The organism is Paraburkholderia sp. IMGN_8, assembly GCF_038050405.1.
GTDB lineage: Bacteria > Pseudomonadota > Gammaproteobacteria > Burkholderiales > Burkholderiaceae > Paraburkholderia.
Genome location: NZ_CP150900.1, coordinates 1,137,684 through 1,161,394 on the forward strand (window position 1 = coordinate 1,137,684; position 23,711 = coordinate 1,161,394).

At 60.8% G+C, this 23,711-nt stretch carries 22 protein-coding genes, 1 tRNA gene and 2 pseudogenes; 13 read left to right on the plus strand and 12 right to left on the minus strand.

Features of this window, described 5'->3' with window-relative positions:
- Nucleotides 1-5: 5 nt before the first annotated feature.
- Nucleotides 6-338: a DUF5372 family protein gene (locus WN982_RS05500; protein ID WP_341314748.1), complete on the minus strand. Its 333-nt coding sequence runs from the start codon at nucleotides 336-338 to the stop codon at nucleotides 6-8.
- Between WN982_RS05500 and WN982_RS05505 the strand changes: the two are divergent.
- The 3 genes and pseudogenes from WN982_RS05505 to WN982_RS05515 all read left to right on the plus strand — a co-directional run.
- Nucleotides 308-1,299: pseudogene (locus tag WN982_RS05505) on the plus strand (group II intron reverse transcriptase/maturase); the annotation flags it as partial. The gene WN982_RS05500 and the pseudogene WN982_RS05505 sit on opposite strands and share 31 nt — an antisense overlap.
- 215 nt (nucleotides 1,300-1,514) lie before the next feature.
- Entirely contained in the window at nucleotides 1,515-1,829 is a 315-nt protein-coding gene (locus WN982_RS05510) for a hypothetical protein (protein WP_341314749.1), read from the plus strand.
- A 132-nt stretch (nucleotides 1,830-1,961) separates the two neighbouring features.
- Nucleotides 1,962-2,316: pseudogene (locus WN982_RS05515) on the plus strand (DNA adenine methylase); the annotation flags it as partial.
- Nucleotides 2,317-2,733: 417 nt separating this feature from the next.
- Here WN982_RS05515 and WN982_RS05520 read toward each other — a convergent pair.
- A complete protein-coding gene (locus WN982_RS05520) occupies nucleotides 2,734-3,699 on the minus strand; it encodes an IS5 family transposase (protein ID WP_341314750.1) in 966 nt (321 codons plus the stop codon).
- Nucleotides 3,700-3,721: 22 nt separating this feature from the next.
- Entirely contained in the window at nucleotides 3,722-4,126 is a 405-nt protein-coding gene (locus WN982_RS05525; protein WP_341314751.1) for a hypothetical protein, read from the minus strand.
- A gap of 763 nt (nucleotides 4,127-4,889) precedes the next feature.
- On the opposite strand from WN982_RS05525, the gene WN982_RS05530 reads away from it, so the two are divergent.
- From WN982_RS05530 to WN982_RS05550, 5 genes are all read left to right on the plus strand, one after another.
- The gene (locus tag WN982_RS05530) at nucleotides 4,890-5,564 is read left to right on the plus strand and encodes a dihydrodipicolinate reductase (protein WP_341314752.1); all 675 of its coding nucleotides are present in this window, start codon (nucleotides 4,890-4,892) and stop codon (nucleotides 5,562-5,564) included.
- A gap of 474 nt (nucleotides 5,565-6,038) precedes the next feature.
- Nucleotides 6,039-6,587, plus strand: a complete 549-nt coding sequence (locus WN982_RS05535; protein ID WP_341314753.1) for a hypothetical protein — start codon at nucleotides 6,039-6,041, stop codon at nucleotides 6,585-6,587.
- Between the two features lie 206 nt (nucleotides 6,588-6,793).
- Complete coding sequence (locus WN982_RS05540; protein WP_341314754.1) at nucleotides 6,794-7,198, plus strand: hypothetical protein; 405 nt, start codon at nucleotides 6,794-6,796, stop codon at nucleotides 7,196-7,198.
- A gap of 48 nt (nucleotides 7,199-7,246) precedes the next feature.
- Nucleotides 7,247-8,005, plus strand: a complete 759-nt coding sequence (locus tag WN982_RS05545) for a TraB/GumN family protein (RefSeq protein ID WP_341314755.1) — start codon at nucleotides 7,247-7,249, stop codon at nucleotides 8,003-8,005.
- A 272-nt stretch (nucleotides 8,006-8,277) separates the two neighbouring features.
- A complete protein-coding gene (locus WN982_RS05550) occupies nucleotides 8,278-8,772 on the plus strand; it encodes a GNAT family N-acetyltransferase (protein WP_341314756.1) in 495 nt (164 codons plus the stop codon).
- Between the two features lie 60 nt (nucleotides 8,773-8,832).
- On the opposite strand, the gene WN982_RS05555 is transcribed toward WN982_RS05550, so the two are convergent.
- The 3 genes from WN982_RS05555 to WN982_RS05565 are packed head-to-tail and all read right to left on the minus strand — an operon-like array spanning nucleotide 8,833 to nucleotide 10,782.
- Complete coding sequence (locus WN982_RS05555) at nucleotides 8,833-9,714, minus strand: cytochrome c oxidase assembly protein (protein ID WP_341314757.1); 882 nt, start codon at nucleotides 9,712-9,714, stop codon at nucleotides 8,833-8,835.
- 18 nt (nucleotides 9,715-9,732) lie between these two features.
- Entirely contained in the window at nucleotides 9,733-10,194 is a 462-nt protein-coding gene (locus tag WN982_RS05560) for a copper chaperone PCu(A)C (protein WP_341314758.1), read from the minus strand.
- Between the two features lie 18 nt (nucleotides 10,195-10,212).
- Nucleotides 10,213-10,782, minus strand: a complete 570-nt coding sequence (locus WN982_RS05565; RefSeq protein ID WP_341315724.1) for an SCO family protein — start codon at nucleotides 10,780-10,782, stop codon at nucleotides 10,213-10,215.
- A 488-nt stretch (nucleotides 10,783-11,270) separates the two neighbouring features.
- On the opposite strand from WN982_RS05565, the gene otsB reads away from it, so the two are divergent.
- A complete protein-coding gene (otsB, locus tag WN982_RS05570; RefSeq protein WP_341314759.1) occupies nucleotides 11,271-12,020 on the plus strand; it encodes a trehalose-phosphatase in 750 nt (249 codons plus the stop codon).
- Between the two features lie 64 nt (nucleotides 12,021-12,084).
- Nucleotides 12,085-13,545: an alpha,alpha-trehalose-phosphate synthase (UDP-forming) gene (gene otsA / locus WN982_RS05575; protein ID WP_341314760.1), complete on the plus strand. Its 1,461-nt coding sequence runs from the start codon at nucleotides 12,085-12,087 to the stop codon at nucleotides 13,543-13,545.
- Nucleotides 13,546-13,658: 113 nt separating this feature from the next.
- On the opposite strand, the gene WN982_RS05580 is transcribed toward otsA, so the two are convergent.
- Complete coding sequence (locus tag WN982_RS05580; RefSeq protein ID WP_341314761.1) at nucleotides 13,659-15,494, minus strand: ABC transporter ATP-binding protein; 1,836 nt, start codon at nucleotides 15,492-15,494, stop codon at nucleotides 13,659-13,661.
- A gap of 695 nt (nucleotides 15,495-16,189) precedes the next feature.
- Here WN982_RS05580 and WN982_RS05585 point away from each other — a divergent pair.
- The 3 genes from WN982_RS05585 to WN982_RS05595 all read left to right on the plus strand — a co-directional run bounded on the left by WN982_RS05585 (nucleotide 16,190) and on the right by WN982_RS05595 (nucleotide 18,998).
- Nucleotides 16,190-17,254, plus strand: a complete 1,065-nt coding sequence (locus WN982_RS05585) for a glycosyltransferase family 4 protein (RefSeq protein WP_341314762.1) — start codon at nucleotides 16,190-16,192, stop codon at nucleotides 17,252-17,254.
- Nucleotides 17,255-17,511: 257 nt separating this feature from the next.
- Complete coding sequence (locus WN982_RS05590; RefSeq protein ID WP_341314763.1) at nucleotides 17,512-18,369, plus strand: hypothetical protein; 858 nt, start codon at nucleotides 17,512-17,514, stop codon at nucleotides 18,367-18,369.
- A gap of 164 nt (nucleotides 18,370-18,533) precedes the next feature.
- Nucleotides 18,534-18,998: a DUF2214 family protein gene (locus WN982_RS05595; protein WP_341314764.1), complete on the plus strand. Its 465-nt coding sequence runs from the start codon at nucleotides 18,534-18,536 to the stop codon at nucleotides 18,996-18,998.
- A 143-nt stretch (nucleotides 18,999-19,141) separates the two neighbouring features.
- Here WN982_RS05595 and WN982_RS05600 read toward each other — a convergent pair whose 3' ends face one another.
- From WN982_RS05600 to WN982_RS05620, 5 genes are all read right to left on the minus strand, one after another.
- Entirely contained in the window at nucleotides 19,142-21,019 is a 1,878-nt protein-coding gene (locus WN982_RS05600) for an ABC transporter ATP-binding protein (protein WP_341314765.1), read from the minus strand.
- Between the two features lie 476 nt (nucleotides 21,020-21,495).
- A tRNA-Val gene (locus WN982_RS05605) sits at nucleotides 21,496-21,570 on the minus strand.
- 48 nt (nucleotides 21,571-21,618) lie between these two features.
- A complete protein-coding gene (gene dnaQ, locus WN982_RS05610; RefSeq protein WP_341314766.1) occupies nucleotides 21,619-22,353 on the minus strand; it encodes a DNA polymerase III subunit epsilon in 735 nt (244 codons plus the stop codon).
- Between the two features lie 80 nt (nucleotides 22,354-22,433).
- Entirely contained in the window at nucleotides 22,434-22,880 is a 447-nt protein-coding gene (gene rnhA / locus WN982_RS05615) for a ribonuclease HI (protein WP_341314767.1), read from the minus strand.
- Nucleotides 22,877-23,710, minus strand: a complete 834-nt coding sequence (locus WN982_RS05620; RefSeq protein WP_341314768.1) for a class I SAM-dependent methyltransferase — start codon at nucleotides 23,708-23,710, stop codon at nucleotides 22,877-22,879. The genes rnhA and WN982_RS05620 overlap by 4 nt, the downstream gene beginning before the upstream one ends.
- Nucleotide 23,711: the final 1 nt, after the last annotated feature.

Below are 23,711 nucleotides of genomic sequence, written 5' to 3' on the forward strand. Positions count from 1 at the left end.
AGTCCTCATCGAGAATGCCCCGAGAGCAGCTCAATCAACTCGATCAGGTCGCACAGCGTATCCAGGTTCAGCCGCCTCGGCGTGCCGAGCCGCTCATAGGCTTCAGGCGTTGCGCGATCGGTCCACTGCACGGGCACAGCAAAGCTCCCGCGGGAGGCTTCGCGCAGGATTAGCGTGTCAATGCCGCCGACACGCCGCTGCTTGAGGACTCGAAAGCGTTGCCCCCTGAGCGGATGGAACGGGTGTCGAATCTCTACCCATCCCGATGCTTCGTTGGGGGACTGTGCTGTTCGGATTGACCGTGACGACGGTGACGGACCGGCTGATCCAGCAGGCACTGCTGCAGGTGCTGCAGCCAGTTCTGGACCCGACCTTCAGCGAGCACAGCTACGGCTTCCGGCCCGGACGGCGTGCACATGACGCGGTACTTGCCGCGCAGTCGTACGTGCAGTCGGGACGGCGGGTCGTGGTGGACGTTGATCTGGAGAAGTTCTTTGACCGGGTCAACCACGACATCCTGATCGACCGTGTGCAGAAACGCATTGGCGACACCGGCGTGATCCGGCTGATCCGGGCGTATCTGAACAGCGGCATCATGGATGGCGGGGTGGTCCAGCAGCGGGATCAGGGCACGCCGCAGGGCGGGCCGCTATCCCCACTGCTGGCCAACGTGCTGCTCGATGAGGTGGACAGGGAACTGGAGCGGCGCGGTCATTGCTTCGTGCGCTATCCCGACGATGCGAATGTTTATGTTCGTAGCCGTCGCGCGGGCGAGCGGGTGATGGCGCTGCTGCGACGCCTGTACGGGCGACTGCAGCTGAAGGTCAACGAGACCAAAAGCGCAGTGGCCAGTGTGTTTGGTCGCAAGTTTCTGGGCTATAGCCTGTGGGTGGCTGCGGGCGGTGCGGTCAAGCGCAAGGTGGCGGCCAAACCGCTGCTGGCGTTCAAGCATCGCATTCGTGAACTGACCCGTCGTTCTGGCGGGCGCAGCATGCCCGAAGTGGTGGAACGGTTACGGTCTTATGTGCAGGGCTGGAAGGCGTACTTCCGTCTGGCGCAAACGCCTCGTGTCTGGCTGGAACTGGACAAGTGGCTGCGTCACCGGTTGCGTGCGATCCAGCTTGAACACTGGCGCCGTGGCACCACCATCTACCGGGAACAGCGCTGGGTGCACCCGATGACGTTGCGCGACAGGTGGCGGCCAACAGCCGCTGCTGGTGGCGCAATAGTGACCGGTTACTCAAGAGCGTGTTGACCATCGCCTACTTCGACCGGCTGGGTGTACCCCGACTCTCATAACCTCAACTTCCCGAACCGCCCGGTGCGGACCCGCATGCCGGGTGGTGTGGCAGGGGTACGGCCTCATGGCCGTCCCCTATGCCGATCTACATCTTTCCATGTGTGGAAATGTGCTGTCCAAAGCGGTACAAAGCCCTCTCTAACCACTCGAAAAAAACGCGAAACCACTCGCATACTGGCTCATTGGCCGTTTGCGTCAGTTTCGCGACGGGGTTATGTCTACAAAAAGAATGCGTCCGTCCGGGACGTGGGAATACATCATCCGGCGCAAAGGCACTCTGCCAAAGCCACTTTCTCTGACCGTCGATACAGAGGAGGAGGGCGACGCGTACGTCAGGAGGCTTGAGCAGATGCTCGACGCCGGCATATATCCGGACGACCTCGTTACTCGCCGTAGCGATCTGGTGACGGTTGACGATGTAATCCGCTCTTACATGACCAAGGTATCGCTGCCCGATTCGAATGTCTCATTGCTCAACACGCTGATAGGCCGATGGACGGGGCAGGCATTGACGGGCATCGACTATTAGTGGGCTGAGAGCTGAGTCAAGAGCATGAAGCGCAAAGACGTGATGGCGCCGTCGACCATCCGTCATTGCGTCGCTCGCACGATGCTTCGATTGCGGCGAGCGATCCGGCACGCCGGCACTGGCGACCAATCTATTGCGCTTTCCAATACGTTCGTTGAGCACCTGGACTGGAAAACGTGTGTGGACCCATATGATCGAACCCGCACGCTGTTTTTTCTGGATCCGCCGTATTGGAAGACGGAAGGCTCCGGCGTCCCGTTCCCCTATGAAGAATTCGTTGCCATGGCGGCCCGGTTGCGCAGCTTGAAAGGTAAAGCAATCACCAGCCTGAACGATCATCTGGCGATTCGGCAGGCATTCGAGGATTTTCACATTGAGACGATCGACATCAAAGTACACAGTGGGCGGTGGCGGCAGGGAGACGTCTCGCAGGGAAGTGATTATTTTTAGCTGGGATGATGCTGCGCAACCGTCCGGGCTCTTTTAACCGCGACGTCGGAGCTCTCGATTGAGGGCCCCGATCATCGAAGGCAAGTCCCATAGTTACCTCGGATGCCGGCGACGCTCACGAACCCAGAATCAGTCGGACCACGAGAAGCGGCGAGGAAGGATTGAGCGGCGTTGGCTGCATGCCCTGAATGGGCGAACTATCGCCTGAACCCTCACGGCAGCAAGGACAAATAGGAGAAGCCCAGAATTTACAGTGACCGATAGAGATGCGGCATCTTAAAGATCTCGGAAGCTAGGGATAGTGTTCAAAACACGCTCGGCGACACCGACCTGACAACGTAAGTATCGCCAAGTGAAATCAATGAGACGAAACGTGCGAATTCCGTGTTCTATTCAGCATAGATGGAGTCGCGCGGTCTGTGCTTCGGCTCGTCTGAGCCGAATCCGGACGCACTCATACCACGAATTCCTGCAGAATTCGGCGGCGTACCATCCAAAGATTGCTCAAGGCGAACAGCGTTTGCAATTGCTGCGTGTTCTTCGCCAATCCACGATAACGCACCTTGAGATGGCCGAACTGGCGCTTGATAACGCGAAACGGATGCTCCACCTTGGCACGAATACGTGCCTTCAGCCTTTCGCGTTCGTCAAGCAGTTGGCCCAGCGGTGTGTCCTTGTTCAAGGCACGACGCTTACCTGGACGCATGGCGATGTGCCAGTTGACCTTGACGTCTTGCATTTCCTCGCGCTTTTGCACGCCTTGGTAACCCGCATCGCCAAACACCTCGCGTTCGTCACCATGCACGAGCGCATGCGCTTGCGTCACATCGTTGACGTTGGCAGCCGTCCCCACTACCGTGTGCACGAGACCCGAGTCGGCGTCCACGCCGATATGACACTTCATGCCAAAGTGCCATTCATTTCCCTTCTTGGTCTGATGCATTTCGGGATCGCGCTCACCGCCCTTGTTCTTGGTCGAACTCGGCGCGGCAATCAGTGTGGCATCAACCGCCGTCCCTTCCTTAAGCATGTAGCCCTTCGCACTGAGCTGGGCGTTGACGGTCACCAGAAATTGCTCGGCCAACCGGTGTTGTTCCAGCAGATGCCGAAAGCGCAGGATACTGACCCGATCCGGCAATCGGCTCATGCCGCCCAGCTCGGCAAATTCGCGATACAGCGGTACGTCGTACAGCGCCTCTTCCATCGCGACATCGCTCAGGCCAAACCATTGTTGCAGGAAGTGGATGCGCAACATTGCTTCAATCGGAAATGGCCGGCGACCCGTCGCCTTGGTCGGCGCGTGCGGTTCTATCAGCGCCACGAATTCGTTCCATGGCACCACGCGCTCCATCTCATCCAGGAGCGCGCGCTTGCGCGTGCGCCGGTTCGTCAGGTCAAGATTCAGGTCGGTCTGTTTCATGCGCTCATTGTGCCAGGCAACCTCAGTCCTGAACATTCCACGTTGACTGAGTTTTGAACACCATCCCTAGGCTTGCAATAAATTTAGATAGTTCTTGGGTAAATATTTCGGCTTCTTCCGATTCCGGATTGTGCCCAGCATTCTGGATGATTTTGATTTGAGCATTCGGAATGAGTCTTGCGATTTCGAAGCTTTCTTCCGGGAGTGAAACGATATCATGTGAGCCGACCAGAACAAGCGTCGGAACCCTTATCTCAGAGATCCAAGGGCGTGAATCAAAATTCAGCATGGCAGCGCATTGACCATGATAGCCCTGCTCTGTTTGATAATGAGGGTTTTCGAGGTGTGCTCTCATAATGGCTTGGTACATGCCCGGCCGAGAAAGATGTTTGGATCCGAATGCCCACGGAATAATGCTTTCGGCCAAGAGATGTCGTGGCTCATCTAATTTATAAAGCGATTTTCTTACTTGTGAGAAATGCGAAAATGCCGTATTGATCTTGAAGAATGAGCTGCTAATCACGCCTGCCCGGATTTTTCAGGAAAGTTTCGCATAATATGCTGCGCGATGCATCCGCCCAATGAATGGCCCACAATTATGGGATATTTTATGGACAGATGCTCCATAAGGTTCAGAACATCTTGTGCCATCTGTTCCACGGAGTAGTCCCCTAGTGGCGCGTCGCTCTGTCCGGTCCCCCTATTATCGAGTGTGATTGTGTGGTATTTCTCCGACAAAACCGGCAGGACGGCTCGCCAAGCATTGTGGTCTGCAATTAGTCCATTTATTAAAATGACTGGCTGTCCTTTTCCGTGTGTTTCGTAATATATTCTGCAATCGTTGGAGATAAAGGAAGGCATTTTAAATTTCTAGTCCTGTATTGTAATGAATTTGGTCGGTTGAAAATAATGGATCATCGACGGTTAATTGGTCATATAGGATATCTGCCTGTATTGAATTGGAAAACACTGTTTATATTGATGACTAACTGGATAGTTAACAATTTGTTGGGTGATTGTAATCTTGTGGGCGGGCGCTGTCTAGCCTATTGGTGGGAGCGAAAGTTTTTTGGCATGAATATGCCATTTGCATATGGACGTCTTGAAAAACCTTCTAGGCTGCGAATCGCACTATCGCGAGAGGCACACGTATAATACTCAAACCTCCTCCCTTTCAGTATTCCTAAGATATGCAGGTGATCGTCGTCGGTTCTGGAAAACTCGCAACCGAGCTGCTGAACTCGCACAAGCTGGACAGTAGCTATGAAGTAAAACCGTGGTTCGACAAGGAACGCATTGATGTCAAGTCAGTTGTGGTCCATGCAGGATCGGGCCGAGAACTTGCTCGCGTGGCCGATTTCTGTCAGATTACGGCGTCGCCACTTATCGAGTTGTCCACAGGTTCTGAGATAGGGGAAAAGTCGCACAGCTTTCCGGTTGTCCTATGCTCGAACGCCAATATCCTGATGCTCAAGTTTATGTGCATGCTGGAGATGAGTGGCCATCTTTTCCGAGATTGCCAAATCAGCTTGGTCGAGTCGCACCAGGGAACAAAAACCTCAGTGCCGGGCACTGCTGTCGAAATCGCTCAGTCCATAGGCTTTCCGACTAACGGAATTCGTTCTGTGCGAGATCCAGACGTCCAACGAAATGAGCTCCAGATTCCTGACGGCCAGCTTGCTCGTCATGCGTATCATCGGATCACCATAGAGGACGGCGAATGCAGCCTCCACTTGGAATCCCGAGTCTACGGTTCGTCACCCTACGCGGATGGTGTGTCGCGAATTATTGAGACAATTAATCGCCGCAATCTTGAAAATCGGCTTTATTCGACTATGGAACTTGTGCGCAATGGTTGGCTATAAGCACCCAAATGACCGGGGGCTAACGCGAATCGTTGAGCAGATATTGGGCCGGCTACTGCAAGCTCTTCGTTAGTTGTCTGCGCAATGCATCAGCTATCTGCTGCAAGATGTCCGTAGCAATACCTGCGCATCAAGAGGGCCGATCACCGAATATCCGGACCCAGCCGCGCGGTCGACAACGATCACGGCTGCGCAGCGTGCTTGAGTTATGTCGCGGACGGTGTTGCATGCAGCATCAAACAGTCCCGCTGATTCACCACCCGGTACGACATTCGGTTCGAAGTTGTCGCTTATAGTCTCTTGTGTACAGTTGATAACTTCCTGGTGAATTTAACCAGAGTCGGGAGCTAAGCCGATGAAACGAGCATTCGCCCGCAGCAGCTCGTACTGTCATCGCTGTCGGCTTCTGCATCCGTGGCATAGTCCATCCTACATCCAGATATATCGCTGGATCGTGATCCTGACCAACACCTAATGACGCTGATCGACGAATTTTTGCCCCGTTACGATTTCCGGGAGCAACACGCCACGCTCATACACGCGCCAGCAAACGTCATTCTGGATTGCGTCACCCGCCAACGGGCGCAGGACGACCCAATCGTGCGGCTGGCCATCAGTTTGCGGGAGCTGCCATCGCGGCTCATGAATCGGTCGCACCGACGCCTCCTGGATTTCGGCGATTTCACGTTTCTCGGCCGCGACGGAGACCGCGGACTGGCGTTCGGGTTGACCGGCGCCTTCTGGCAGCCGGATTACGGTTTGCTCGACATCGGGTCGCCCGGAGCGTTCAAGGCGAATGACAGGACGGATGTCTGCCAGCTTGTCATGGGCTTCGCAGTCGAAACCACCTCGTCCGGCAGATCTGTCTTGAGTACCGAGACTCGCGTGTTTTGTCCGACTCCGGCAGTTCGTCGCAGATTTGCCCCTTACTGGTACGTCATCCTTCCGGTCAGTGGTCACATCCGGCAGCGTATGCTTGCCCGGATTCGGCAACAGGCCGAAAGTCTGGCTGGAGCACGGTGAGACTGGACCGGCACAAGGCAGCGATAAAATCCGACGTGTCGGGGCTTTTCTTTTTTCTACGCCTCATCGCTCATCGTGCCTCTCGCCTTCATCGCGCTTCCCGTTCAAGGTCGCCGGTCACGGCATTGCCTTGCACGTGTCCGCACGCTTTGCTGCTCACGCCGCTATAGTGCGCAGACGCCCAAGCCCGGCACTCCGACACCGACATGCGCATCCACGATACTGAACGCCGCTCTTTCTACCTGCGCGTGATCTACGCTTTATGCCTCGTCGGCGCCACCTGGACGCACCTGCAAGTGGCCTTGGCCCACGGCCTCTGGTGGGACTACGGCGGCGTCGCGTCCGGCACGCGAATCTACTGGACCTCGCTGCTGTTCATCGATCCATTGACGGCGCTGCTCCTGCTGCTAATCCCGCGAGCCGGACTGATCCTCTGCGTGGCTGTCATCGTGACGGACGTGGTGCACAATTCGTGGTTCGCACTACATCATCCGATCCGGATCGACCTGTACCTTTCGCAGATCGTGTTTCTGCTGTTCGTTGCACTCACGGTGCGTACAGCGTGGCGTGGCGCCGTTCGCCGACGCACCGCGCCGCGCATTGCCGATTGAATTGTCCAACTGTCCAATCGCCTGCTTGCCCGCCAATACCGAGACCGCATGTATCTACAACTCACCGGCACCGACGTACGCCTGCTTGGCTCGATGCATCTATTCCCTGCAACGAACCGCCGGACGCCGCCATGGATTGCCGAGGCCTATGACTGGGCCGAGGAACTGGTCTTCGAATCCGATCCGCCGACCATCCTGCCGTTTCTGAAAGCGCATTCGCGAAGCGATGCGGATCAACTGCGTCCTTTGCTCTCCGCCGACGTCTGGAATCAGCTCCAGGCCGTATGGCCCGTCGACGGCCCGCTGGCGCCGCTCACCGATTTGCGGCCGTGGGCCGCGCTGATTGTCGCGCCGACGCTGTTTCAGCAGGTCGTCGAAGGCGTCGAGCCGCGCATGCTGCGTTCGGCGATCGTGCAAGGCAAACCGTATCGGTATCTCGAGACTGCGGAGGAAGTGGCGGCGTCGCTCGAGTCGATTCCGCTGGAAGCCGTCTCAGCCGCGCTCGGCTTGCTGATCTCCGATCCGAAGGAGCCGCAACGCACGCTCGAACGCATGCACGCGGCCTGGCTGCATGGCGATCTGCAAGCCGTGCACGAGATCGCGATCGAGTCACCGATGTTCAACCTGCCCGGCATTCGCCACGCGATTCTCGATGCGCGCAATCACGCGTGGGCGGCGCGTGTGACGGCAATGCTCGAGCGGCCGGAGCGGACGCTGGTGGTCGTCGGCGCGCTGCATTTGTGCGGTCCAGGAAATCTGATCGAGCGTCTCGCGCGCCCCGTCGAGCCTGTTTTCCTCGGCGCATAGTGAGTTTGCTACGGGCGGGCGCACGAGCCGAACGTGGCGAAAAGCACACGGAATACACGCGACGTGTGAGAACCGGGCGCGCTCCGGCCGTGGCGGCTGAGCGCCACCGAAGCCAGGCCGCGCGTGCAAGCGATGCACCGCGTAATTCCGCGAGATTGGCGCGGCGTAGCCTGACCCACGAGATTTGCGCGGCATAGCCTAAGCCCGCCTGGCGCGGCATAATTCCGCATCGCCGCCGCCGCCCCGGTGCGCCCCCTTTTTGAAGCCTTTTCATGACCGAACCGCAGCACACCGCCGCCACGCCGCTGGCGCAACTCGAATGGCACTGGAAAGCCTTCGACGACCTTACCACCGCCGAGGTCTATGCAATGCTGGCCGCTCGCAGCGCGGTGTTCGTCGTCGAGCAGAACTGCCTTTATGCCGATATCGACGGGCTCGACACGGAGGCCTGGCACCTGTTCGCCTTCGGTCCCGGCGAGCGCCGTCCGCCGCTGGCAGGTTATCTCCGCGTGCTGCTGCCGGACGCGGGAGATACCGATATCCGCATCGGCCGCGTATTGACGACGGCGGAGTTCCGCGGCATCGGACTCGGCAACGCGATGCTCGAACGCGCGCTGGCTCACATCCGCGCGCAGTGGCCCGGCACGCCGATCCGTTTGCATGCGCAGGCGCATCTGCAGGCTTTCTATGGCGCTTTCGGCTTTGCGCCAATCTCGGACATTCACGAAGAGGACGGCATCCCGCACGTGTGGATGCGTTCGCTCTAAGCTTCGACGAAGCCCGGCGCAGGCGCGCCGGCCGCATTCAACGCTTTGAACGTTTCAGCGTCAGCGTCGCGCGCTCGCGGCCACCGAGGGAGCTTGCGTCAGGCGTGGCGCGCCGGCGCCGCGTTCGCCACGCAGGCGTCCGCGCGCCGATAGCCGCATCCAGTGACGCAATGCCAGCAGGGCGCCGATTACGCTCATCATCGAACCCGGAATCCACAGCAGCAGTCCGCCGATCTGCTGATCGCGCATCGGGCTCAGCCACGTGAAGGCGCGTCCGCAGATCGAATAGATCGGATACAACTCGCGCGGCGAAAAGAAAATGAATGCGCCGAGGATGATCTGCGGCGGAATCGCGGCGATCACCACCAGCACGCGCTTGCCGGGCGACAGCCGCGCCGGCGGCGCCGGGCGCGGATCGAGCACGAGCCACCAGAACAGCAGGCCGTCGATCACCATGCTCCAGTTCATCACGCGGTAGAGCCGCCAGTCGAGCATCGCCACGAAATGAATCGGCGACATCAGCCAGAAATAAATCAGCCCAACGAACAATGTGACTGCAACCACCGGATGCATCACCACGTCGAGCACTTTGCGCACCACGCGGGTTTGCAACGCGGGCCGCACGAAGCCTTGGCGCCAGCTGAACGGAATGCCCGCACGCAATGCGGCGCCCGGATACGACAGCGCGATGAAGAAGGGCCCAAGATGATGCAGCACCAGATGCTGCGCGCGATGCATGAAGAACTCATGCTCGAAGAAGTAATCGAGCCGCGTATGCAGCGCGACATACAACGCGGCCAGCCCGAGCCAGAAGGAAATGCGCCGGGCGATCGATACCTTCGCCTTGCGTGCGCCACGCACAAACAGGATCGCGGGCACCAGCAATGCGATCACGACGGTCGGCGAGAACTCCCAGGGATCGAGCCAGTAGAGCAGGTTCATCGTGCGTCGTTGTGGTTGTTACTTGGTCTGTGCGGGCGATTTGACGGTGAACGGCGTGTCGAGCGTTTCGCCGTCGGAGAACTTCAGCGTCAGATGCACGGTGTCGCCCGGCTTCACCGTGTGCTTCGCGTCTTCGAGCATCACGTGGTAGCCGCCCGGCGCAATCGCGACCTGGCCGTGCGCGGGCACCGTCAGCTTGTCGACCATCACCATCTTTTGCGTCGAGCCGTTCGACACGGTTTGATGCAGCATCGCGTCGCCATAGTCGTTACTGGAAATATCGACGAGGTCGATCGGCTTGTCGCTCGCGTTCACCAGCGTCACGTAGCCCGCGGCGGGCAGATTGTTCGGCAGCCAGCGAACCCACGCCTCCCTGGCGCTGATCGCTTGAGCGCCGCCCGCTTGCGCGCCTGGGGCGAAACCGAACGAAAGGGCGAGGGCACAACTCAATGCGGCAAACGTCTTGATCTTGATCGACATGGGTGGACTCGGGAAAGGTCAGGAGCGGTCTTCAATGATACGGCGCAGGTCCTGCGCGATCGCGTCGGGCGTGTCGTAATCGGTGGCCAGCAGGCGCGCATGGCCTTGCGGGTCGAACACGTAGACGGCGGAGCTATGCGTGACTTCATAGTTGTCGTTGGGGTCGCGCTTTTCCATCTGATAGGCGACCCGGTAACGCTTGGCGAGCGATTCGATTTGCCAGTCGGTGCCGGTCAGCCCTTCGGCGTGTTGCGAGTCGAAGGCGCCGACGTAATCGTGCAATGCCTTGGCCGTGTCGCGCGCCGGATCGACGGTGATGAACAGGATGCGCGCTTTTTGCGCGTCCGGGCCCAGCTTGCCCAGCACCTGCATCAGACGGGCCATGGTCTCGGGACAGACATCCGGACAATGCGTGTAGCCGAAGTAGACGAGCGACGTGCGGCCTTTGAATGAATCGCCGGTGACGGGGCGCCCTTCGTCGCCGGTCAGCGAGAAATCCAGATCCGGCAAGTGGCCGGTCACGTCGGTCAACTGCCACGGCTCGGCGCGATGCGTGCAGCCGGCTAGCGTAGCCAGCGCGCCCACCATGACGGTCAGCGCGAACAGGCGCCTGGACCACGCCCGGCGTGGTGATGCAAGGTTCGGTTGCTGGCGTCGAGATGAGATGTTCGGGAACAAAGCAGGGTTCAATGACTCGATTGAAGGGTGACACATGAGGTGGCACACGAGCCGATACCTCAGCGGACACAGTGCGCTTCGCACAAAGCGCGCGGCCCTTCATAGTGTGCAAATATGGCCGTAACCGGAGTGGTCTGCGTGGCTGCGACTGTATCGCAAATTAGCCGGCGGCGTGGCGCAGCGCCCGTTGGCGCGCGGCTTGCGAGGCAATTTGACGCAGGCGGCTGAAAGCTGGATGAAGCCGGATTGTTCTCTTTTTGAACGCAATCCACGCTGGCGTCGGCTCGCACGCCGCGGCCGGGCTTGTGTCCTGGCTTACTTTCTCGAAAAATGGTTGGATGCGCGGTAAGATGCGCACACTTTTCCGGCCGCAGAAGGCTGAAAGGCAAAACTAACCGATGCAAGCACTTCCGGCAGTTCTGTCTCCGAGCGAGACGGCATTTTTCTTCGACTTCGACGGCACGCTCGTCGAACTCGCGCCCACGCCGGACGGCGTGCTGGTGCAACCCGAGGTCATCGTTCTGTTGACCGAGTTGCGGCGTCTGACGAATGGCGCAGTGGCGATCGTGTCGGGTCGCGGCATCGATAGTATCGACGCTTTTCTTGGCATGCCCGATCTGCCGATCGCCGGTCTGCACGGCGCCGAGCGGCGCGACGCGAATGGCGACACGCAGCGTATCGGCTTTCACGACGAGCGCCTGTTGCGCATGGAGCAGGTGCTCGCGCAGGTCGTCAACTCGAATCCCGGCATGCTGCTCGAGATCAAGGGCGCGGCGCTCGCGCTGCACTATCGCAATGCGCCGGATCGCGAGCCGGCGGCGCGTGCGGCAACCGAGCGGCTGGTCGCCGATTACGCCGGCTCCTATGTATTGCAGCCCGGCAAAATGGTCTATGAGATCAAGCCGAAAGACGTCGACAAAGGCCGCGCGCTGCGCGCGTTTCTCGACGAGCCGCCGTTCGTCGGCCGTTTTCCGGTATTTGCCGGCGACGATCTGACCGACGAGAAAGGCTTTGCTGTCGTCAATGAGCGCGGCGGCCTGTCGATCAAGGTCGGTGCGGGCGATACGATGGCGCATACGCGCCTCGAGTCGGTGGCGGCATTGCTCGAATGGCTGGCGTCGATTGTCGCGGCGGTGCGCGGAGCATGATGACCGCGCTGCATCGCTCAACGTACATAACGTATTTCAAGTACTGCATCGGGAATCGCGCTTCATGAGCCGACTGATCATCGTATCGAACCGGGTCGCGCCGATCTCGGAGGGAGGGCCGGCGGCAGGGGGCCTGGCGGTCGGCGTGTACGACGCGCTGAAGGAAACCGGCGGCATGTGGTTCGGCTGGAGCGGCGACGTGCTCAGCTCGGGCCAGCCGCAGATCAAGGTCGAAGAGCGCGGGCCGGTGACCTTCGCGACTATCGCGCTGATGCGCCGCGACTACGACCAGTACTACCGCGGTTTCTCGAACGCGACGCTGTGGCCCGCGTTCCACTATCGCGCCGATCTGCTGCAATACGATCGGCACGATTTCGAGGGCTATTGCCGCGTCAATGCATGGCTCGCGCAGCAACTCGTGCCACTGTTGCGCGAGGACGATGTGATCTGGGTCCACGACTATCACCTGATTCCGTTTGCGCAAGCGTTGCGCGCGGCCGGCGTGAAGAATCGCATCGGGTTTTTTCTGCATATTCCGTTTCCGGCTTCACAGGTCCTGCTTGCGGTGCCGCCGCATCGCGAACTGGTCGAAGCGTTGTGTTCGTTCGATCTGCTCGGGTTCCAGACCGCACCGGATCTGCGCGCGTTCTGCGACTACATCGTCAACGAGGCGAACGGCACGATCGATGTATCAACTACGGGCCCGCTGACCATCCACGCGTTCGGCCGCACGCTGCGTGCGGCGGCTTACCCGATCGGTGTCTATCCGGACGAGATCGCCGAGCTCGCGAAAGCGGGCGAGCGCGGCAAACCGGTGCGCACGATGAAGGCGACGCTGCATTCGCGCAAGCTGATCATGAGCGTGGACCGGCTCGATTATTCGAAGGGGCTGGTCGAGCGTTTCCGCGCGTTCGAGCGGCTGCTCGAACATGCGACGGCGCAGCGCAACAAGGTTTCGTTCCTGCAAATCGCCCCGCCGACGCGTGCCGACATGAACGCGTACCAGGACATCCGCCTGCAGCTCGAAGGCGAGTCGGGCCGTATCAACGGCCGCTTTGCCGAGCTGGACTGGACGCCGATTCTCTACATCCATAAGCAGTACGAGCGCTCGGTGCTGGCCGCGCTGTTTCGCACCGCGCACGTCGGCTACGTTACGCCGTTGCGCGATGGCATGAACCTCGTCGCCAAGGAGTACGTGTCGGCGCAGGATCCCGAAAATCCCGGCGTGCTGGTGCTGTCGCGCTTTGCCGGCGCGGCGCAGGAGCTGGACGGCGCGCTGATCGTCAATCCGGTCGATATCGACGGCATGGCCGACGCGCTGGCCAGGGCGCTGCAGATGCCGCTCGCGGAACGCCAGGCGCGTCACCGCGACATGATGGTGCAGTTGCGCGAGAACAATGTGTCGGTGTGGCGCGATAACTTCATGCGCGATCTGCAGAGCGTCGATGGTGCAAAGAGCACCAGGAGCGTGAAAGCGCGTGCAGCTTCGGGCAAGCGGGCAGCGCGCGAAACATTGGCCGAATAGGCCGCTATAAAGGCCGTTCGCGGCTGGTCCGGAAAACAAAAAAGCCGCTCGAAAGCGGCTTTTTGGTTGCTTTTTGATTGCTTCTTTCTGGGTAGCGCCGGGCGCTACGCACTTCAAGCCACGTGCTGTTCGTCGACCTTCTTGCCGCCGACATGCAGCGTGGTGCCCTTGCCATATTGCTTCGAAAGCAGGTCGCGATATAAGCCCGGACGCGAGCGCAGTTCTTCTGGACTGCCGTCATCAATAACTTTGCCCGTGCTCATCACAATGATCCGGTCGAAGTTGTTCAGCGTCGACAGCCGGTGCGCGATCGCAATTACCGTGCGACCCACCATCAGCCGGTCGAGCGCCTTCTGGATCGCTTCCTCCGACGCGCTGTCGAGTGCCGAGGTGGCTTCGTCGAGCAAGAGGATCGGCGCGTTCTTCAGAATCGCCCGTGCAATCGCGATCCGCTGACGCTGACCGCCGGACAGCTTTACACCGCGATCGCCGACGATCGTATCGAAACCTTCCGGCATCGCCTCGATGAAATCCGTGCAGCGCGCCTCGCGCGCGGCGGCGAGCACTTCTTCGCGGGTCGCCTCAGGCCGGCCGTACGCGATATTCTCGTACACCGTGCGATGGAACAGCGAGATATCCTGCGGCACCAGTGCGATCGCGTGGCGCAGGCTGTCCTGGGTGATCGCGGCGATGTCCTGGCCGTCGATCCTGATCGCGCCGCCTTGCGTTTCGTAGAAGCGCTGCAGCAGCGCGAGCACGGTGGATTTGCCCGCGCCCGACTTGCCGATCAGGCCGACCCGTTGGCCCGGTTCGATATGCAGATCGAAGTGATCGAGAATCGGCCGGCGGTGCGGATAGGCGAACGTCACGCCTTCGAAATGGACCCGGCCGCCTTGCGGCACGAGCTCGGTCGCGTCGCCGCGGTCCGGCATGCCGTGCGGTTCGAGCAGCGTGCGCACCGCTTCCGCGAGCCGCGCGACGTGCTGCGTCACGTCGACGAGCGCCACGGCCAGATCGCGCGTGCCGTGCAGGATCGTGAAGCCGAGCGAGCTGACCAGCACGATGTCGCCGGAGGTCGCCTTGCCTTGATCCCACAGCCACAGCGCCCAGCCCAGCAAGCCGGCCGACAGCAGCGCGGTGATCACCGCGTGCAGCAGGCGCAGCTTTTCCAGATACAGCAGGCTCTGCTGGCGGGCATCCATTTCCGCTTTGACCGTCGCGCCGAAACGCTGCTGTTCGCGAAACGTCATGCCGAAGGCGCGCACGAGGCCCATGTTGCTGATTACGTCGACCAGCTCGCCGTCCACCGACGCCGCTTTGGTCGCGAAGTGGTGATGCCGTGCCGAACCGCGGCCGGCAAGTTTGTAAAGCACGACCGACAGAATTGCCGAGCACAGCATCAGGCCGGCTGCCATCAGCGGATTCACCGCGATGATCATCACGATCGCGCCGAGCACCGCTATACAGGGCGGCAGCACGTTCCACGCGGTGGTGTTCTCGGCGGTGTAAACCGCGTTCGAGGTTGCCGTGATGCGGCTCGCGAGCATGCCGGGCTGTTTCTCGGCGTAGTAGGTGGGCGAATGGCCGCTCAGATACTGGAACAGGTCGCGCCGCAAGTCGCCGGTAACAGCAACGAAGGTATGCGCGGCGACCCAGCCGCCGACCCGCCACAGCAGGTTGTCGGCGGCGATCAAACCGACGAGGATGGCAAATGCCCCCCACAGCGGGCCGGGATGATGCCGGCCTTCGCCGAGCACGTCGATCAGATGTTTGATCGCGTATTGCGAAGCGAGCGCACAGCCGACGGCCGCGATCACGCTGCACAGGACGATCGCATGCGCGAGCGGGTGGCGGCGGATAAAGCGGAAGAGAAACGCAAGCGGCCGATGCGCATAGCTCGCGAGCTTTGCGTTGTGGGCATTACGCTGGGCGACGGTTGAGTGTTCCAATTGATCGTGAGGTCGGAGTGTTTCAGGTTGTGCATGCAAGGCACGGGCCACGGCAAGTTGCTCGCCGCGAAGCCGATGCTTCGCATTGTAAACATGCAAAAGCGATTGCGCCCTGTGTATCCGGCGCGTTGACGCGACTGATTTCGCGATAGACATCCGCGACCTACCATTGCTCGACCAGCCGACGGGGCGCTGGTTCACGCAGGCTGCGGAATATTTCGGGATATAATTACAAATTGCATTCAATTTTGCCGGTGCGTTTCTTCAACGGATGCCGGCAAAGTTCGCGGTGGCTCTGCATGCGCCGCGTTCGATCTGCGCGCCGCGAGCCAGTCGCTAATGTAGAACTGTCTTAGAAAACAAGGGTTTGCAAAGTGTTTCGCGTTTGTAACAACGTAAAGACTTTGAAATGTTGTGCTGCAGCGCAAATTCCGGCACCGATAATGCAGCCTCTGTTGGCCCAGCGAAATATCTGACAGTTTGTCAACGTAGGTGTTGCGTGTGCGTTTACCGGCACATGCGCAGACGGTGACGACATCGATCTGGGCTCACTACCCAAGCGATCCATCGCAGGATTTCTCGAAAGAAACAGGCCCGTGCCGGGATCAACCGGCAAGACTGCCCTGGCGAGCAAGCGAGTCGCTTTTAACCAAACGCAGTACTTTTGCCTGATTTTTTACGAGGAGTTCTCCATTATGCGAATCGCTCAAATCGCTCCGTTGCACGAGGCGGTTCCTCCCAAGCTGTATGGCGGCACGGAACGTGTGGTGTCCTACCTGACCGAAGCACTGGTCGAACAGGGCCATGACGTGACGCTTTTTGCGAGCGGCGATTCGCAGACCTCGGCGAAACTCGAAGCTTTCTGGCCGCAGGCGCTACGCCTCGACCCGACGATTCGCGACGTGATGGCGCCGCACATGCTGCTTCTCGAAGAAGTGCGCCGCCGTGCGGATGAATTCGACGTGCTGCATTTCCACATCGATTACTACCCGTTCTCGCTGTTCGCCCGTCAGCCGGTGCCGTTCCTGACCACGCTGCATGGCCGTCTCGATCTGCCGGAATTGCAACCCATCTTCAATACGTTCAGCGACGTGCCGGTGGTGTCGATTTCGGACAACCAGCGCATCCCGCTGCAACAGGCGAACTGGCTGCAAACCGTCTATCACGGTCTGCCGGAAAACCTGCTCACGCCGATCAAGGACGTCGAGCCGGGCTACCTCGCGTTCCTCGGCCGCATCTCGCCGGAAAAGCGCCTGGACACGGCGATCCGTATCGCTGAACAGGCTGGCATGAAGATCAAGGTTGCTGCCAAGCTCGACAAGGCTGACCGCGCGTATTACGACGAAGTGATCAAGCCGCTGATGGCGCTGCCGCACGTCGAATACATCGGCGAAATCAGCGAAGCCGAAAAAACCGAATTCCTCGGCAATGCGCACGCGCTGCTGTTCCCGATCGACTGGCCGGAGCCCTTCGGTCTGGTGATGATCGAGGCAATGGCTTGCGGTACGCCGGTGATCGCGTTCAATCGCGGTTCGGTGCCGGAAGTGATCGAAAACGGCGTGTCGGGCTTTGTCGTCGAAGACGAAATCAGCGCGGTCGCTGCCGTGAAGCGTCTGCACACGCTGCCGCGCGCCACGGTGCGCAAGGCGTTCGAATCGCGCTTCTCGTCGAAGGTGATGGCGCAGAACTACGTCGCCACTTACGAGGAGCTGCTGCGTCAGAAGCACCGTACGGTGCTGCGCGAAGTCAACGCCGGCTAATACCTGGTTGGTCAAGGCGTGGTAAAAACACGGTAAAAAGCAGTAGAAGCCGGCTTGCGGAGTGCTTCCGCCAGCTGCCAGCAACGCCCCGCGTGCGTCATGCCCGCGGGGCGTTGTTGCATGCGCGCCGCGTTTTTTCGCGCCAGCGGCAGAAAGTACGGTTTTCGGGCCGGCAAGCGTGAGTCTCCCTCCGTAATATCCCTATAATGGCCGAGCCGCAAATTTGGCTGCGGCGCGCTGACGAAAAGGAGGATGCCTTGGCGAGAACGAAAGAGACGCGTGCGAACGCGGCGCCCGGCGCCGGAACGATTTTCGCGTTGCGCGCCATCGGTCTCGTGCTTCTGACTCGCTGGCTTTTTTCGATGGCGCAGATGGATCTGGGCGCCTCGCTGGCGGCGATGGTGTCGTCGCCGTGGGCGTGCATCAATCTTGTCTTCCTGTTCCTGCTGATTTTTCTGCCGGGCGCCCGCGCGTTGGCCGAGCGGCCGTTTCATCCGTTGCCGCAATGGCTGCGGCAGGCGCTGCGTCTGTTTGCTTTCCTCGGGTTCCTGTTCGCAGCGTGGTCGGTCGGCGCCTTTGCGGCAAGCGCGGGTTGGCGGCGCGCCGCGCAAGCGGTGGCGGCCACCAATGGCTGGCTACTGGCCGCGCCGGCGTTGTACGCGGCCGTCATGTGGATCTGCCGGCCGCGCGCGCTGTGGCGCACCAATATTGCCGCACGACGCTTCGCAATTGGCCGCTACGCGGTCGCGCTCGATCCGGCGACGCGTACCGTGGTCGTGTGGGCCGAGCGTCGTAAGGTCGGTCAGTACGATGCACGTGAGTTGTCCGTGCGTTGGCCGGCAGGGCAGGGTATGACGAGCCCGCCGACGCCAACGCCTGCAGTGGCTTTCGGCGGCACTGTCGGTGAGCCGGGCGTGACTTCGGCGCCGGTTAGGGCGGCTGCTACGGCTTCGCTTGCTCGCGACGGCTTCGGCCGGCGGCCGAAAATCGAATTGCTATGGGATTCGCCGGCTGCGGCGGGTCACAACCGGCAAACCGTGTTCCGCGCCGCGCTCGCTACTGAAGGCGATCGGGTCGCCGCTCGGGCGCTCGATATGTCGTTGCGGCAAGTTTGAATCGGGCAGTTCGAGCAAATCGACGGCGCCTGCGGTCCGAAGCATGCATAGCGTAGAAAGCCCATACTGAGCATCAATGAGGCAACGCCGCCCGGCGCGTCCAGCGCGAATGCGGGCGAGTGAGAAATACATCGATCGTGTCGCGTCCTTTTACAGGAGTCGCTATGCTGGTTCGCTGGTTGTTTGCCGCCGTTCACCTGCTTGCTTATGGCTTTGCGCTCGCGTCGATTCTCCGGCGCACCTGGGCGCTGCGCCGCGCCACTGTCCCTGCCGCGTTACGGTCCGTTTTCCGTGCCGACACTGGGTGGGGCATCTCGGCACTGTTCCTGATCGTAACCGGTTTGATGCGCGCCTTCGGCGGCTTCGAAAAGGGCGCCGACTACTATCTTCATGAGCCGCTGTTTCACGTCAAGATGACGCTGCTCGTGCTGATTCTCATCCTCGAAGTCCCGCCGATGCTCGCCCTAATGCGTTGGCGTGCCGCACTTCGCAAAGGCAGTCCGCCGGATCTGCGGCGAGCGCGCAGGTTCGCCCATATCAGCGTGATCCAGACGGTGTTGCTGATCGCGATGGTGTTCGCCGCATCGGGGATGGCGCGCGGCATCGGGTTGCCGGTGGGCGTGGTCTAATCTCGGGCACGCTTGTTGTTAGAGCATTAGTGGATGAGGATGCAGATACGACCGACGCGAGTCTCAAAGCGGGAGCGCCGGCGTGCAAAGCGTGTCGTAGCCTGCTGCTCACCGGCGCCTCCGTCTCGCACAACTAAAGCAATTTACTTCCCCACCAGCAACGTCGAATCGTCCGTCCGATTTGCCTTCGCGCCAGTGGTTTTGTGCATGACCTCCGAATCGGCCAGTCCCTTGATCAGCTCCAGCGCCTGACGTTCGAACAAGCGGCGGTACAGGCCGTTCTCGAGCTTGATCAGCGTCTCGTGGTCGCCTTCCTCGATGATCTTGCCCTTGTCCAGCACCAGCAGCCTGTCGAGCGCTCGCACAGTGGAAAGACGGTGCGCCACCACCAGCGTCGTGCGGCCCGTCATCAGCCGCTCCATCGCCTGCTGGATCAGTACTTCGCTTTCGCTGTCGAGGCTCGACGTCGCTTCGTCCAGAATCAGGATCGGCGCGTCAGCAAGGAACGCCCGCGCGATAGCGACCCGCTGACGTTCGCCGCCCGAGAGTTTGATGCCACGCTCACCCACCAGCGTGTCGTACCCGTCGGGCAGCGCCGCGATGAAGCCATGAGCGCTGGCGAGCCTTGCCGCGCGTTCGATCTCGGCACGGCTCGCGCCGGGCCGCGCATACGCGATGTTCTCGGCAAGCGACCGATGAAACAGCACGGGCTCCTGCTGAACGATTGCAATCTGGCTGCGCAACGATGCTTGCTGCACACGGGCGATGTCCTGGCCGTCGATCGTGATCCGGCCTTCCGAGATGTCGTATAGCCGCTGGATCAGCTTGATGAACGTCGTCTTGCCGGACCCTGAATGCCCGACCAGCCCCACGCGTTCGCCCGGGGCAATGCGCACGGAGAAATCGTCATAGAGCGGCGTCGCGTTCGCGCCATAGTGGAAGGCGACATGTTCGAAGCGGATCTCGCCCCGGCCGATCGAGATCGGACCCGCGCCGGGTCGGTCTTCGATGCCGAGCGGTTGGCTCTCCAGCGACACCAGTTCTTCCATGTCGTTGACCGAGCGCTGAAGGTTGCGGATATGCATGCCCACTTCGCGCAGATAGCCCTGCAGCATGAAGAACATCGTTAGCGCGAACGTGATGTCGCCGACGCTTGCCTCGCCACGCGCCCACAGCAGCAGCGCCGCGCCGAGGATCGCGGATTGAATTGCCACCAGCATGCCGCCCTGTACGCCGCCATTGATCGTGCCGCGCATCCACGTGCGGCGCGTGCGATGACGCCATTTGCCGATCACACGGGCAAGCAGGCGTTCTTCGCGGTCTTCGGCGCCGAATGCCTTCACCACGCCGTTGCAACTGACCGCATCGGCGAGCGCGCCGCCCATGCGCGTATCCCATGCGTTCGCAAGGCGCGCGGCGGGCGCGACGAAGCCGAGCGACAGCGCAACCGTCACCGCGATATACAAGACAGAGCCGACACCGACGACCGCGCCCATCAAGGGCCAGCGCATGCCCAGCAACACCGTCGCGCCGACCAGCATGACCAGCGACGGGAACAGTGCGATCAGCAGCGTGTCGTTGAGCAAATCGAGCGCCCACATACCGCGCGTGATTTTGCGCACCGTGGATCCGGCGAAGCTGTTGGCGTGCCAGTCGGTCGAAAAGCGCTGCACCCGATGAAACGCATTCGCGGCGATCTCGCTCATCATCTTGAGCGTCAGCTTGATGATGTTGAAGAAAACGCCCTGACGAAGCAGGGTGGCGCCGAGCCCGAGTGCGCTCAGCACGCAGAAGTCCGTGAGCGCCGCGTGCCAGACGTTGTCGTTGCCGGCCGAGCCTGACGCGATCGCGTCGACGAGCCGCCCGGCGAACATCGGCGTGAGCACGTCGGCCAATGCCGAGAACAGCACCAGCACCGTAATGGCGAAGATGCGCCAAGGCTGCCGGACCCAGTGACGGAAGGTGAAGCCGAGGACGTCCTTGAAGGCTTGTCCGCGAAAGTCGAGTTTTTTTCTGGTCATTTGCCACGACCCGGTGGCGCATGAGCGCACCGAGGTTCCAGTCAGAAGCGAAAGGACGAGACAGTCGGAGGGCGCCAGAAAGTACTGGCAAAAAGACTGCGGACTGTCTGGGAATTGCGCGGGAGCCTGTTCAGGCAGAACCGCGTGTGCGGCGATTTAACGTCGCGAGAATGGCCACGAGACGACCATGCCAGGGACGGCGATATGCACTGCGAACATGTGACGCCTCCCTGTAGTCGATGAGGTGAAGAGGATGTAAGACGGGGCGAGTGCCCGAAAGCTGACTATAGCAGCACTCTTAAGCGGTCGCAATCGTACGAAGATTCGCTGTTGACTTCGAACTGGGACAGTGCTCTCGCGTTGCTATGTGCTGACGTGATCACCGCGGCATAGGATGCGAAATCCCGCAAAAAGAAAAGGGCTCACGTATTTCTACGTAAGCCCTTTATTCTTCGGTGATCGACACACCAAGATTCTGGTGGGTAGTACTGGGATCGAACCAGTGACCCCTGCCGTGTGAAGGCAGTGCTCTACCGCTGAGCTAACCACCCGAAGAGAGCCGAATTATGTCAGGGATTTACCCACTCGTAAAGTACTTTTTAAGTAGTTTGCTCATCCGCGGCCGGCGCGGGTTCCAGCCTCCACACGCTCTTACCCTTGACCGCCTTGTCGAGGCCGTCGAGCACGGCCTGATGCGCGGCGAGTTCGTCGTCGCTGGCGGCGATCACCACCAGCTCCAGCGAGTCGAGCGCGACGCGCGGCGCGTGCGCATCGCCGCCGGCGTGCGCGTCGCCGAGCATGTCGATGACGAGGCTTTCCTGGCCACGCGTCATCGCCAGATAGACTTCCGCGAGCAGTTCCGAGTCGAGCAGGGCGCCGTGCAGCGTACGGTGCGCATTGCTGATGCCGAAGCGGTCGCACAGCGCATCGAGTGAATTGCGCTTGCCCGGGAACATCTGCTTGGCGCGCGCCAGCGTGTCGATGATCTCGCCGCAGTAGGTGCTGACCGGCGGCAAACCGAGCAGCGCGAATTCGACGTCGAGAAAGCCGATGTCGAACGGCGCGTTGTGAATGATCAGGTCCGCGCCTTGAATGAAGTCGCGAAACTGGTCGGCGATCTCGGCGAACTTCGGTTTGTCGCTGAGGAACTCAGTGGTCAGCCCGTGGACGGCCAATGCGCCTGGATCGCTGTCGCGTTCCGGGTTGATGTAGAAGTGCAGGTTGTTGCCTGTGAGCCGGCGGTTCAGCAGTTCGACGCAACCGAGTTCGAGAATCCGGTCGCCGGTGCGTGGATTCAGGCCGGTGGTCTCGGTATCGAGGATGAGTTGACGCATGTCGGATTAGCCTGCGCGAAAAAAATCAGCAAAAAAGAAGGGCGCGCGTGCGTGTGGCGCCGCGGGCATCGAGGCGGGCATCACATCTCTGCAAGTGACGCGACGCCGCGATTGGCCAGTTGATCGGCGCGCTCGTTTTCCGGGTGGCCGTTGTGACCGCGCACCCAGCGCCATTCGATTTCGTGTTGCGCGACCAGCGCATCGAGCCGCTTCCACAGATCGGCGTTCTTCACCGGCGTTTTCGCCGCGGTCATCCAGCCTTTCTTTTTCCAGCCGTGAATCCACTCGCTGATGCCTTTCTGCACGTATTGCGAGTCGGTGTGCACGACCGCTTTGCATGGGCGCTTCAGCGCTTCGAGCGCGGCGATCACGCCCATCAGTTCCATGCGGTTGTTGGTGGTATTGGCTTCGCCGCCGAACAGCTCTTTTTCCTGGTCGCCGAAGCGCAGCAGCGCGCCCCAGCCGCCGGGGCCAGGGTTGCCCTTGCAGGCGCCGTCGGTATAAATGTCGATGAGATCGGAAGTCATTGGGTGTGGTTACGTGTGTTCGGTGTGGCGGCGGGCGCGAGGCCCGCGGCGAGGACGGGTTTTTTCACTTTCAGCGGGCCGACGAGGCGCATGCCGCGCACGCGCTTGATCGCCTTGATCATGTATGTAGCGCCGAAAATCGGCCACCAGCGGTCGCCAGCGGCTTCCATGAAGCCGTAGCGCGAGAGCCACTGATCGCTCGCAAGCGGCGGACGATAACAGCCGAAGCGCCCGCGTTCAAGGTCGAAGCCAAGCAGCTTGATCCAGTCTTTCAGGCGCGTGAACGCAATCAGATCGACTGCAGCGGGTACGAACGGCCGGCCGGTCATCTTGCCGACCGACTGCCGCGCGCCCCACAGCGACAGCGAATTGAAGCCGAGAATGATCAGTTGCCCTTCGGGCATCAGCACGCGCTCGGCTTCGCGCAATAGCCGGTGCGGGTCACTGGTGAATTCCAGCGTGTGCGGCATCACGATCAGATCGACGCTTTGTGCTTCGAACGGCAAGTCGAGCAGATCGCACCACACAGCGCTGCGCCCGGCCGGCGCGGGCAAACCTTGCGGGGCGCCGCTGCCAAAGCCGTTGCGCCCTACGCCGCGCGGAAAAGTGTAGGGCGCGCTGGCGCCGCTCGCGGCGTCGAGCACAAGGCCGCGGCACGGCATGCGGTTTTCGCGCAAGGCATCGAGCTGCGGCAGGCCGAGTTGCAGCGCATGGTAACCGAACACGTCCGACACCACCCGGTCGAGCTGGGTTTGTTCCCAGTCGAGCACGTAGCGTCCGGGGGGCGAATCGGTCCACGCGGGCCAGTCTATAATCGATCGGTCAGTCATA

Coding starts and splice junctions, on each gene's coding strand:
- WN982_RS05535 (WP_341314753.1), top strand. CDS start 6,039: ATGACGCTGATCGACGAATTTTTGCCCCGTTACGATTTCCGGGAGCAA.
- otsB (WP_341314759.1), top strand. CDS start 11,271: ATGCAAGCACTTCCGGCAGTTCTGTCTCCGAGCGAGACGGCATTTTTC.
- WN982_RS05545 (WP_341314755.1), top strand. CDS start 7,247: ATGTATCTACAACTCACCGGCACCGACGTACGCCTGCTTGGCTCGATG.
- rnhA (WP_341314767.1), bottom strand. CDS start 22,880: ATGACTTCCGATCTCATCGACATTTATACCGACGGCGCCTGCAAGGGC.
- WN982_RS05555 (WP_341314757.1), bottom strand. CDS start 9,714: ATGAACCTGCTCTACTGGCTCGATCCCTGGGAGTTCTCGCCGACCGTC.
- WN982_RS05560 (WP_341314758.1), bottom strand. CDS start 10,194: ATGTCGATCAAGATCAAGACGTTTGCCGCATTGAGTTGTGCCCTCGCC.
- WN982_RS05520 (WP_341314750.1), bottom strand. CDS start 3,699: ATGAAACAGACCGACCTGAATCTTGACCTGACGAACCGGCGCACGCGC.
- WN982_RS05550 (WP_341314756.1), top strand. CDS start 8,278: ATGACCGAACCGCAGCACACCGCCGCCACGCCGCTGGCGCAACTCGAA.
- otsA (WP_341314760.1), top strand. CDS start 12,085: ATGAGCCGACTGATCATCGTATCGAACCGGGTCGCGCCGATCTCGGAG.
- dnaQ (WP_341314766.1), bottom strand. CDS start 22,353: ATGCGTCAACTCATCCTCGATACCGAGACCACCGGCCTGAATCCACGC.
- WN982_RS05585 (WP_341314762.1), top strand. CDS start 16,190: ATGCGAATCGCTCAAATCGCTCCGTTGCACGAGGCGGTTCCTCCCAAG.
- WN982_RS05600 (WP_341314765.1), bottom strand. CDS start 21,019: ATGACCAGAAAAAAACTCGACTTTCGCGGACAAGCCTTCAAGGACGTC.
- WN982_RS05620 (WP_341314768.1), bottom strand. CDS start 23,710: ATGACTGACCGATCGATTATAGACTGGCCCGCGTGGACCGATTCGCCC.
- WN982_RS05510 (WP_341314749.1), top strand. CDS start 1,515: ATGTCTACAAAAAGAATGCGTCCGTCCGGGACGTGGGAATACATCATC.
- WN982_RS05595 (WP_341314764.1), top strand. CDS start 18,534: ATGCTGGTTCGCTGGTTGTTTGCCGCCGTTCACCTGCTTGCTTATGGC.
- WN982_RS05565 (WP_341315724.1), bottom strand. CDS start 10,782: ATGGTGGGCGCGCTGGCTACGCTAGCCGGCTGCACGCATCGCGCCGAG.
- WN982_RS05530 (WP_341314752.1), top strand. CDS start 4,890: ATGCAGGTGATCGTCGTCGGTTCTGGAAAACTCGCAACCGAGCTGCTG.
- WN982_RS05540 (WP_341314754.1), top strand. CDS start 6,794: ATGCGCATCCACGATACTGAACGCCGCTCTTTCTACCTGCGCGTGATC.